Here is a 10,586-nt window from a genome sequence, read left to right as displayed (position 1 = left end):
GACGCCAGCGGCGTGAAGATCGTGGTGAGCGCGATGGCGGTCGACCTCACGAACCTCAACCTGATCCCGCGGGTCTGTTCCAGCACCGCCAACGCCAACGCGTCGCCCCGCGCCACGGGCGCCGCCTCCGACCTCACCGTGCCGACCGGATTCCGCACCAACGGGGTCCGCTACGTCCTCACCGAGGTGAGCATGCCCTACACGCCGATGCTCGGCTCGGCGCTGGTCAAGCTCGTCAACGGCGCCACGAGCACGATCACGCTCAAATCCAGCATGCCCTGGCCGGCGCGCGGCGGGCAGCCCGCCAAATCCACCTACACCGAAGTCTGGATGCCGGGAGGCGCAGCATGCCCGTGACCCCAACCCGCTCGACACCTCGAAGGATCTCGATGCGCCGACATCTCGGCCGCTTCGCGCGGCAGCGCGACGGCAACGTCGTCCTGCTGTTCGGGCTGCTCGCGCTGCCGCTCCTCGGCTTCACCGGCGCCGTGATCGATTACGGCTTCGCCACCTACATGGAGACCAAGCTCCAGGCCGCAACCGACGCCACCGCCCTCGCTCTGTGCCAGACGCCGATGGCGACGACGACCGCAACTCTCCAGACCCAGGCCGTCGCGATGATGACGGGCTACATGGGCGCGACCGGCCTCACGGTCGACCCGTTGGCGATGACGGCGAACCCGCGCCAGATCACCCTGACCACGCACATGGTTTCACCGGTCTTCTACAGCCGCATCACGGGCGTGACGGCCCCACGCCCAGGCGGCTCGGCGCGCTGCGCCACCCCGGTGCCCAAGACCTTCGAGATTGCCCTGGTGCTCGACAACACCGGCTCGATGGCGGAATCGAGCGGCGGCCAGAGCAAGCTTCAGGCGGTGCAGACGGCGGCGACGAACTTCGTCGACTACGTCTACACCAACGCCGCCTTCGCCACCGGCACCAAGATCTCGATCGTGCCGTTCGCCGCCGCGGTCGCGGTCGACCCGGCCGCCTACCGCTATGCCACCTGGATCGACCAGAACGGCAAGTCGGCCTATCACTGGACCAACGTGATCGCACCGGCCTCCGCCGGCTTCGCCAACCGCTTCGGCCTTTTCACCGCGTTGCAGGGCGCCTATTCGGGTTGGGGCTGGGCCGGGTGCCTGGAAACGCTGCCCTATCCGCTCAACGTCCAGGACGGCGCGCCGACGAGCGCGAACCCGAGCTCGTACTACGTGCCGATGTTCGCGCCCGACGAACCGGGCGAGGGTAGCACGACGTATGCAGCCTATAACGGCAATTCCGCGTTCAGCTTTAACAGCTACATCGACGACTACACCAACGCCAACAGCTGTGCGAGCCAATCGCAGTCGAGCACCTCGTTCGCCGCCGCCGAGGGCCGCGCCTGCAAGTACGTCAACGCCCGCGACGCATCGCCGACCGCATCGAACAGCTATACCGGCATCCCGAATGGCCCGAATTTCGGCTGCACCACCCGCCCGCTCCAGAGGCTAACCAGCAACACGTCGACGCTGAAGTCGCTGATCAACGCGATGGCGCCGCTCGGATCGACCAACATCCACGAGGGTCTGATGTGGGGCTGGCGGACGCTGTCGCCGAGCAGCGTCTTCGCCGATGGGGCGCCCTACGCGTCGAGCACGGTCAACAAGGTCATCATCCTGATGACCGATGGCGCCAACAGCTGGGCGACGAACGGCTACTCGCCATTCAACCAGTCGATGTACTTCGCTGCCGGCTACTTCCAGAACGTCGACGGTTCGACCCCAAATCCGCGCCTCCCGCCCGGCAACCAGAACGTCTCGAACGCTACCAATTCCCGAGCTGCCCTCGACGCGCTGACGGCCCTGGCTTGCAGCAACGCCAAGAGCGCCGGCATCTCGATCTACACGATCGGCTTCAGCGTGCCCTCGGACCCGATCGACAGCGCCGGCCTGAGCCTTCTGAACAACTGCGCATCAACGTCGACGCAGGCCTTCGTCGCCAACGACTCGTCGAGCCTGATCTCGGCCTTCAACCAGATCGCGGCCAGCATCGGCACGCTGCGGCTGACGCAGTAAAATGAACAGACCGGCTTCGGCCTTGGTAGATAGGCTCGGAAGGTACACCCTGTGAGCCTACCCGCGGGCTGGCACCGCGATACGGCTCAAAGGTGTTGTTTGACACTGAGCTATAAGCTACGTCCTGAGCCATAGATTTTGAGCCAGGGCGGGTGGAATGGCGACGATCGGGTATGTGAGGGTCAGCACAGGTGACCAAAGCGTCGAGGCGCAACGGCACAGCATTGGCCTGATCCACATGGTCGAGGAGTGGTTCTGCGACGAAGGCGTCTCTGGGGTCGTACGTGCCCTGGATCGTCCGGGCTTCTCGGCTCTCCTCAAATACGCTCGCAAAGGCGACACCCTCATCGTCGGCGCCGTCGATCGCCTGGGTCGCGATACCCTGGATGTTCTGGCGACCGTCGAGGCGCTTCAGGCCAAGAGCGTGGCTATCATCAGCCTGCGCGAGGGCTTCGATCTTTCAACCCCGATCGGCAAGGCGATGCTCACCATGCTGGCCGCCGTGGCCGAGCTGGAGCGAGCCAACATCAAAGCGCGTCAGATGGCCGGTATCCAACGCGCGAAGTCTGAGGGCAGGGCACTCGGTCGGCAAAAAGCGATCGACGATGCATCGGTGGCGATCTGGCGGAAGGACAATGCGGCTAGCATCGCGAGCACCGCCGCGCAGTTCGGGATCTCGCCTGCGAGCGTGAAGCGGGCATGCCGGCCAGCAGTCGCCTGACCAGCCTCAATTATTGCTCAAAGTCGCCCGGGGCGGTAGTCGGTACGCATGAGAGTATGGAGAGCGACTTGCGCAATCAATTGCGCGCCTCGGTGTGGCTTCCACGAACAACCGCGCCGAGCACATCCTCTTCAACGAGCGCCTAGATGAAGCGCTGCTGATTCTCGTCGACGCCCGTCCGAACGCTGATTTCAGGCTCTTCTCTCATCATACTCTGCCTCAAACCGGCAGTGGCTTGAACTTACTCGCACGCGCCATCGGAACCTCGAAGAGGAACGGCGGCTCGAACCTCTTGATGAGATCCAGCACCTCTGGCCAGCGCCACATCAGGAATGAAGCCTGCTGGTTAATCGGCGTCTTCTGGTAGGACGGCGCGAGCACGAGGCCTTTCAGGCCGGCCTGTCGGTAGGCCAGCCGCTCCGCCTTGTTTTTGTATAGCCGACCGTCGCCGGAGACGATGAGCCAATCCTCACCGGTGCTGACGAGGTAGGCCATCCATTCGAAGTCGGTGGCGTGGCGCCCGCAGGGCAGATCTCGGATATGGTTGGCACTAGCACCGAGATGCCGCAGATACCCGTTAATGGTCTCCGCCAGCACGGGGCTCGTGCAGTTGTCGAAGAAGACCCTCAAGCAGCCTGCCGCAGGTCCATCTCGCGCCGATAGGCGAGAGCGCGTTTGACGGCCCGCACGGGCACATCCCAAGCTCGTGCTGCCCGCTCGGGGGAGCCTTCAGCCACAGCCGCAGACACCAACACATCGACCGGTACCGAGGTCTCGGCCTCGATCGGCTGGCCGAACGAGCGCGTCGGGTCGATCTTCACCGACTTAGCCTTGCCGAGCGGCCACCAGACAGAAGGGATTCCTTCCTCGTCATATTCGAGGTTGGTGAGACTGCGCTCGATGACAGCTTCAAAAGCGAACTGCTTCCGAAACAGATCTATCAACCTAGTCTGGCCGTCCTCCTCGACCACCCGCAGGAACACGGTGTGGCCGTCCGATCGGAATTTCGTTGTCGAAAGTGGGCGTGCTTCTCCAACAACCTCGCGAGCCAGCTCGATCGCTTGGCGTACGCGTTGGGCACTCATGCCCTTTTCAATGAAGGTCGAGGCGACCCGAACCTCTTGGAGATCTCGGAAGCCAAGAAAGGTGCCTTCCTCGCCAAGGTCTACCTGCGGGCTCCAGAGCGGGTCGTAGTGCTTGCCGTTGGCGTCGTGGCCCCGGAGCCAGCGGGAGATTTTTGCCGGGCGAATGGACAGCAGGCGGCCGGCCTCAGCGGGCGTGTAAAGCCCGATGCCGACGAGCCGTCCAGTCTCGTGCAGAGTGATGTGTCCCACGCGGACGTGCTCGTTCCTTGCTGGTTCGCCGTCAAGAGATTTCGATGCGTAAGCGTCCGTCCTTCCCATGACGAGATCGATGCGTCGGATACAGGTACCCCTAGCAACACAGGTCCGAGGTGAGCCTCCCATATGCCAAAACCGACCTCCGCGGAGCGCCGCGCTCTCGACGCTGCCTTCGGGATGTCCAGCGGCTACGTCTTGGACTTCAGCGATCGCACGATGGCTGAGTGGTTCGAGGAGGGGTTCGGCATGGACATCCAATCGGGTGCCTATGATGCCACCGGCTCGTCGAAGGCCAAGCGCCTGCGCACTTTCATCGAAGTCGAGGATGGGCACACGGTCGGTGCAGTGCTACGTGCGTTGTGGGTCTACGCCGAGGAGACACGAGACCAGCGCGTCATCCCACCGAGCGAAGCGGAAGTAGCTACGGTGTTCGCCTTCATCGACCGCATCGAGGCGATCGAGGAACGACCACGCACCGACGCGCTAGAGCGGTTCAAACGCGATGACACGCTCGACGAGTTGATAGCTGCCATCCAGCGCGACATCGCTGCTAACAAGCCGGCCCCTGCCCTAGACCGGCTGCATCTCTACTGCATGAAGAAGTTCACCCACCTTCTCGACGAGCGACGTATCCCGTGGGATCGGGAGGAGCCCCTGCACAGCCGTGTCGGAAAGTACGTGAGGGCGCTGGAGCGTGAGCGCGAGCTACGGCGGATCACGGTACGGGTACTCAAGACTGCGATCGGCATCTTCGACGACCTGAACGATGTTCGAAACAACCGGTCCTTCGCCCACGACAACGATCTCGTCGATGCAGCGGAGGCGCGGTTCATTTTCGATGCGGTTAGCGCGATCCTCCGCTTCGTGAAGAGCGTCGATACGGGGCGGTTTGGGAGCTGAGCGGCGCACCTATCGCACGGGTTGGATCGTGAAGGATCCGTTGGGTGGGAAACCGCAACACACATCACTGGGGTAACGCCTCGAAGCCGGCAGCCTCAAGATCTAGCCAATCGTCGACAGGATGTACCGGGGGCAGGGCTAGGCTCGCATACCGTCGGCGGCTGAAATCCCATCGCATTTCAAGCTCGCGGTTGAGCTTCGCGATCGCAGACTGCCAGAGCAGGTTCAGAGCCAGCGGGTTCGGCTCATAGCGGCGGAAGGAAGTCAGCCAACGGCCGCGGTACGCCAGGACGGCAGAGTACACTTCCTCGAGTGGCTCATCGCGAATGACCTCACGGACTCCTTCCCCGAAGCGGTGGTAGCTAAGATCGGACGGACGGAGCCGTGATTGCCCAGTGAACCGATCGCGTCGAAATTTGTATTTCAGAAAATTGAAGCCGTAGCGGGCGTCTTCGACGGAGCAACGTTTTAAGCGAAACGGTCCGGCAGAGTGAACTCCAAGGAGTTCAGACAGGGTCTTCGCAAGCGTGTCGGCCATGTTCCGCGTCGCAGCCGGAACCGCGATGTCATCCCCGTAGAGAATCACGCGGTCGTCCAGGGTCAGAGACCCCAGCTCAGGTCCGAGAAGCAGACTGATAACGCGGTTGGACGAACGTGCACCCTGCGGTAGGCCCTGCCGGACCGCTTCGCTAAACGCTTTAGGGCTCTCTCCTACGGGTAGCTCGGAGGGCAACGCCACAGGGACGTCCTCTCCGATCAGGAGACAGTGGCGGACCACCATCGGGGGGAGGCCGAGACGCGCGGCGAGTTCCCCCTGCTTCACGGACCTGAAGCATGCCTCGATGTCGGCAACCACGAAGTGGTTGATGCCATCATCGATGAACTGTGTAATGCGATCGGCGGCGACTTCGGCCCCACGGCCCTGAGCCATATAGTCGAGGGGGTGGGGACCGAACTTGGCGATCAGCAAAAAGTTGACCAGCGTTTGTAGCGCTTTGCGGCGGGGTCCGAACGCGCAGATCGGACGCCAGTCTCCGCGGAGGGATTTGGTTTTCGCGTAAGCTCGAATTGGCTCCCCCGGATCGGAGAACGCATCGAGTTCGTTCGCCATCTCGTGAAGCTCGGTCGCAGCGTACTTGAGCGGCTTCGGCTTTTTCTCAACAGAAAGGACGATGCAGCAGAGCCTGCTCGAGAACGATTTGAGGAGGTTCTCCTGTGCTGCCTTAATCCGTCTGCCCGACCCGCTGGCCGCGGCCCGGTGCAGCTGTGACATCTTACTCCCGGTATCGCGGAAAGCCTTCCGTGCCTCGACAGCGAAACTTGCATCGACGCGAGCTTCGGCCGTCTGAACCACAGACATTTCGAGACGCTCAAGGACAGTCTCCAGGTCGAGCATCACCGTTTCCTTGCCATCATCGGGCGGCAGATTGAGCTAGTCCCGCCTACCGAGCCGCTGATGGCGAGGCAGACCCGCGTTCACAGGCGGCAAGCCATTGCCGGACTGCGCTCGAACGATAACGAACTCGCTTGCCAACGACGAAGCGTGGCGGTCCTTGCTCGAGTTGATGCCACCGATCGAGCGTCCGAGGTGAGACGCCGAGCATCTTGGCGGCCTTAGCCTTCGTCACGAGATCGGCGGCAGCCGTTAGGGGAAGAGCAAACGTCAAACGAGAAGGCATTGGATGCGCTCGGCGACCGTGCTTGGAGACGTCATCAAGCCGCGGTCGGAGGCCGGCTTGATGGCGCTAGACCATCCTGCCTACGGTGACCTCCGTGTCTTGTAAGCCTCCTCAATCAGGCGCAAACGGCCACTGATGTCAACTAGCGTCTCGTAGAACGTCGATACGGCGGATTTGTCCAGCGAACTGATTCAGTGTAGGCGCCCGCGCAAGCAGGCCTTCAATGCCTTTTCGCGGGTCGTCAGGCTCGGTCAGTTTCGTTGAGCTTGGCTCATGACGATAAGATCACCGCCTCTCGGCTGATTATGCCCATGGTTGGCTGCAGGCCCAGGTAAAAATTGCTTCCGCGCTATTAATTGCACGGGATACGCTGCGGCCATGTCATCCCCCTTCGACACCTCCACATGGCTCGAGAGCTTCGACGCGCTTGGCAGCTCCGGCATGCACCTCGAGGGGCGCGTGTGGGGCTACCTGCACGGCCTGATGACGATCGAGCCGCTCACAGCGCCCACCTCCATCGTGATCGTGGCAGACCCCCACACCGCGAGGTGGCGGGTGTCTTCGGCATGGCAGAAGTCCATCCGACGGGGCTACGTGGCGCAGGCCTGCCTGTATGCCCGCACCTATGTCTCCCTCGATCTCGAGGCGTTCTGGCGCCGCCTGCCCGTGATCGCGATCGAGGACATCGGCATCGCGAACCCCACCCTGGTCTTCGCCATCATGTGGATCGCGGGCAAAAAGGCCAAGCGCGCGTCCCTGGCTACCGAGGTGCAATGGGCCGACCGCCTCACCGCTCTGATGGCGCAGAGCGTCAAGGACCGCACGTGCTGCGACCTCGTGGTTTGTGCGGAGAGCGACCCCGACCTCGCGGGCTTCCGCGCGCGGGCGTTCTCCTCTGATAAGCCGGGGGGCCTTTCTGTGTATGTGCGCGATCCCGAGAACTACCTTGTGAAGCGCCTGATCGCGCTCTGGGCGTTGGGCGGGACCAAGCGCTACCGCGGCGGGGGCGACCTCCCCGAGAAGCAGGCGGGGCATGACCTCGAGTTCGATGCCTACCTGACGGAGCAGCCTTTCCCGCACCGTTGGATGGCCATGCAGGGGGGCAATAAGACCCAGGATGCGATGCCGCTCGCATGGGGGCTACTGCACGCGAACGCGGTAGCCGCGGGCGACACCTGCCTCGTGGAGGGCAAGCCGATGCTCCACCTCAAGATCCACGAGACCGCCCTACCCTCGCACACCATGATCCATGGCCTGCCATCCTACGCGCTCGACATGCACACGGGCCTCGGCAAGAAGGCGCTCGGGTTCATGGCCGCGAAGTGCAATCCGATCCGGCAGTTCCTCGAATACGATTGCGGGATCACCGACTACGAGGCCAAGCGCGACACTCTCGGGGGCATCATGTTCCGGGTGGACAGCGCACTCCTCGACCGGCGCCTGGAGTTCTCGGACAGCGAAGCCGTCTACGACCTCTGCGAGACGGCCCGGTGGCGCTACAGGGGCATCCCGATCGAGATGCTCGACAAGGCTCGCGAGCTGGCCACCGCCAATCTGCCCTGGCTCGACTATGCGCGGCGGCATGTGGCGGGGCTCACCTCACCCTCGGAAAAGCCTCCCGTGCCGACTTTCGTGGGGCCGATCACACACCCGAAATGGGTGGCCTAAAACCCCTGTCCTGACCCTGTTTTCGGGCGTCCCAGGACACGGTTTCAGGACACGGGAAAGATCCCGATTTCGGGGCCAAAAAGCGGGCTATCTGCAAAACCCCAAAGCGGGATTACCTGAGGCTACGCAACCACATAACGATCGTGTTCCTGAGGGACGTACTAGCTACGATCCTAGTAAGGCCCCGAGTGCATCCCTCGACCCTTTTTCACTTTTTACCGAACCTCCCAGGAAAGCCCCTGCCCCGCGGTCTGCGCCGAGAAAATCGGCGTTTGGGACACTGGACGTGGGATTGCTGTCGTGGCCCATATCAGGCTCTCCCCGAGACGACCCACGAACGACCCGAACGGCCCGCGGCTCGTTGCGCAATTAATGGCAAATCGCCTGGATCAAAGTGCAGAACGCGCGGCGATCGGTATCCCCAAGGCTCCCTGAAGCCGAAGCGGCTCGGTGCTCCCGCTTTGCGCTATTAATAGCAGAAGCCTGTCATGCAGTCGGGGCTGCAGCGACCGTCCGTCGCTCGCCGCAGGCTCGGCAAAATTGCTCGAAAGTGCTCTTGCGCTGGGAGCAGCTGGGACACCGCTCAAATACCCCAAGGCCGCAGTGGGGGCAGAAATTCGTGTTCGGGTCGTCGAGCGCAATCCCCCGCTCGCAGCCAGGGCAGACCTTGCGGGAGAGCCGTACGAGTGCCTCGTCCGTAGCAATCTCGGTCCGGCGCTCGGCGTCGGGCCGCGTCTCAACCAGAGCTTGGCGCTCGCGATAGGCGTGGAGCGCGTTGATTGCGGCGCGCCCCCCGACGAGGGTCAGGACCGCGCCGACCCCGTACTGCACATAGCCGCCGTAGCTCGGCAGGTAGGGCACGAGCTCGACGAAGAACGCGAACGCGGCGGCGAACGCGAAGCCCCACACGAACGGCCAGTTGCGCGTGCGCCGCCGCTTCAGCAGCAGCCAACCAGCGAGGACGAGAAGGGGCAGGGTCAATGCGAGCCGATAGCCGAACACGCGCAGCTCCTGGCCGCGCTCGGCGGCGTCGAGCTTGGCCTGCCCCGCGGCACGCAGTTCGTCATCGGCTGCCGACAGCGCGGTCTCTCGCTCGTTCAGTTCGAGGGCCGTCCGGTTCAGCCCTTCCAGCCGCTCCTCGACGGTGCGCTCGGCAGCTTTGAGCTGATCCAGCCCCTGGGTGCGGGCGACGAGTCCTGGGTCCTGATCGACGCGCTGCGTGGCGTTGCGGGTCTTCAGCCAGTTGGCGAAGGTCTCGCGCGCCGCCTCGGTGGCGGAGCGAGCCGCGTCGAGCGCGAGCTGCGCCTCGTCTGCCTTCCGCCGCGTGTCGTCCTCCTCGCGCCGGACCTGCTTGATCGCGTCGGCCGAGGCGCGTGTGGGCTCACGGTCGAGAAACTGGTCCAGGGTATAGCGGTGCTCGACCTGCGGCAGGTCGCCGACGACAAGCGAGCCGAGCCCGATCAGGAAGCCCGCAAACAGTAGGGCGACGAGCCAGAGGGCGGCGTTGAACCAGCGTTCGGAGAGACGTGTACCGGCGGCCAAGCGATCAGATCCTCGTGTTCATCGCGGACAGGTGCACACGGGCGCGTGCGGCAGCGAGGTAGCGCCCGATCAGCGCCGCGTAGACGTCGGGTTTCAAGCCTCGCGCACCCAAGGCGTGCACGACCACCTGACGACGGCGCCGGCTTACCCCGGCCCGCGAGAGGAGGCCCGTCGCCCGCGGCAGCGGAGCGTCCGGCGCAAGCGCCAACGTCAAGGTGACACGCTTGCCGTAGCTGATCCGGAAGTCCGCCACGTCCCGCCACGGGACCGCGCCGTCGAGTAGGGGCGAGCGGAGCGCCTCGGGCGTCAGCACCAGCAGGGGCGCGCGACCGCGCCGGTGGACGAGGGCGGCGTAGAGGGCCGCCCCGATGACCCCTACTCCGACGACGGCGGCTAGGATCTGCTGCGCCAATGTGTCGTGCGCGATCCCGAGTGCCCGCGGGTACAGGACGAAGGCCGCCCCGGCGGCCGCGAATAGCACGGCGAGCACGCCCATCGTCCAGACCATCGGCGCACCGTTCTCGTAGACCAGCGTCTCTTCGGCCGGCACCGCCGCGACGGTCTCCTCCAGGTAGGCCCGTTCCGCTGCCCGGTGCGCTCGGGCCCCGGCGAGGAAGTCGGTGCTGAGGCTGCGACACAGGCCGGCCCAATCGGCGACCAGCGCGGCCGGCCAGGCGCG

Annotated in this window: 8 protein-coding genes and 2 pseudogenes; 5 read left to right on the top strand and 5 right to left on the bottom strand. The window is 64.2% G+C overall.

From position 1 onward, the window contains the following. The 3 genes and pseudogenes from FV223_RS30315 to FV223_RS11285 form a co-directional block, all read left to right on the top strand. Positions 1 to 357: pseudogene (locus FV223_RS30315) on the top strand (pilus assembly protein); the annotation flags it as partial. Positions 358 to 389: 32 nt separating this feature from the next. Next, positions 390 to 2,057 (top strand): VWA domain-containing protein, encoded by a 1,668-nt coding sequence (locus tag FV223_RS11290; RefSeq protein ID WP_147727133.1) that lies wholly within the window; start codon positions 390 to 392, stop codon positions 2,055 to 2,057. Positions 2,058 to 2,214: 157 nt separating this feature from the next. Beyond that, a complete protein-coding gene (locus FV223_RS11285; protein WP_147727132.1) occupies positions 2,215 to 2,778 on the top strand; it encodes a recombinase family protein in 564 nt (187 codons plus the stop codon). A 219-nt stretch (positions 2,779 to 2,997) separates the two neighbouring features. Here the strand turns inward: FV223_RS11285 and FV223_RS11280 are convergent, their stop codons facing one another. Both FV223_RS11280 and FV223_RS11275 read right to left on the bottom strand, forming a co-directional pair. Continuing rightward, a complete protein-coding gene (locus FV223_RS11280; RefSeq protein ID WP_147727131.1) occupies positions 2,998 to 3,408 on the bottom strand; it encodes a hypothetical protein in 411 nt (136 codons plus the stop codon). After that, entirely contained in the window at positions 3,405 to 4,112 is a 708-nt protein-coding gene (locus FV223_RS11275; protein ID WP_246686384.1) for a hypothetical protein, read from the bottom strand. Before FV223_RS11275 ends, FV223_RS11280 begins: the two co-directional genes overlap by 4 nt. 183 nt (positions 4,113 to 4,295) lie before the next feature. On the opposite strand from FV223_RS11275, the gene FV223_RS11270 reads away from it, so the two are divergent. Beyond that, the gene (locus FV223_RS11270) at positions 4,296 to 5,018 is read left to right on the top strand and encodes an abortive infection family protein (RefSeq protein WP_187276120.1); all 723 of its coding nucleotides are present in this window, start codon (positions 4,296 to 4,298) and stop codon (positions 5,016 to 5,018) included. Positions 5,019 to 5,082: 64 nt separating this feature from the next. Here FV223_RS11270 and FV223_RS11265 read toward each other — a convergent pair whose 3' ends face one another. Beyond that, positions 5,083 to 6,414: a reverse transcriptase domain-containing protein gene (locus FV223_RS11265; protein WP_147727129.1), complete on the bottom strand. Its 1,332-nt coding sequence runs from the start codon at positions 6,412 to 6,414 to the stop codon at positions 5,083 to 5,085. Between the two features lie 661 nt (positions 6,415 to 7,075). Here FV223_RS11265 and FV223_RS11255 point away from each other — a divergent pair. After that, on the top strand, positions 7,076 to 8,365 hold the full coding sequence (locus tag FV223_RS11255; RefSeq protein WP_147727127.1) for a hypothetical protein: 1,290 nt from the start codon (positions 7,076 to 7,078) through the stop codon (positions 8,363 to 8,365). Between the two features lie 486 nt (positions 8,366 to 8,851). Here the strand turns inward: FV223_RS11255 and FV223_RS11250 are convergent, their stop codons facing one another. Together FV223_RS11250 and FV223_RS30310 are read right to left on the bottom strand one after the other, a co-directional pair. After that, positions 8,852 to 9,907, bottom strand: a complete 1,056-nt coding sequence (locus tag FV223_RS11250; RefSeq protein ID WP_147727126.1) for a zinc ribbon domain-containing protein — start codon at positions 9,905 to 9,907, stop codon at positions 8,852 to 8,854. 4 nt (positions 9,908 to 9,911) lie between these two features. Then, positions 9,912 to 10,586: pseudogene (locus tag FV223_RS30310) on the bottom strand (peptide ABC transporter); the annotation flags it as partial.

The sequence above is a fragment of the Methylobacterium sp. WL116 genome (assembly GCF_008039455.1).
GTDB lineage: Bacteria > Pseudomonadota > Alphaproteobacteria > Rhizobiales > Beijerinckiaceae > Methylobacterium.
Note: the sequence above shows the minus strand (reverse complement) of the source record. Positions and strands in the feature narration are given on the sequence as shown.

What these genes read in the sequence shown, in the direction of transcription:
- FV223_RS11290 (WP_147727133.1), top strand. Translation starts at nt 390, where the DNA reads ATGCGCCGACATCTCGGCCGCTTCGCGCGGCAGCGCGACGGCAACGTC.
- FV223_RS11285 (WP_147727132.1), top strand. Translation starts at nt 2,215, where the DNA reads ATGGCGACGATCGGGTATGTGAGGGTCAGCACAGGTGACCAAAGCGTC.
- FV223_RS11270 (WP_187276120.1), top strand. Translation starts at nt 4,296, where the DNA reads ATGTCCAGCGGCTACGTCTTGGACTTCAGCGATCGCACGATGGCTGAG.
- FV223_RS11265 (WP_147727129.1), bottom strand. Translation starts at nt 6,414, where the DNA reads ATGCTCGACCTGGAGACTGTCCTTGAGCGTCTCGAAATGTCTGTGGTT.
- FV223_RS11255 (WP_147727127.1), top strand. Translation starts at nt 7,076, where the DNA reads ATGTCATCCCCCTTCGACACCTCCACATGGCTCGAGAGCTTCGACGCG.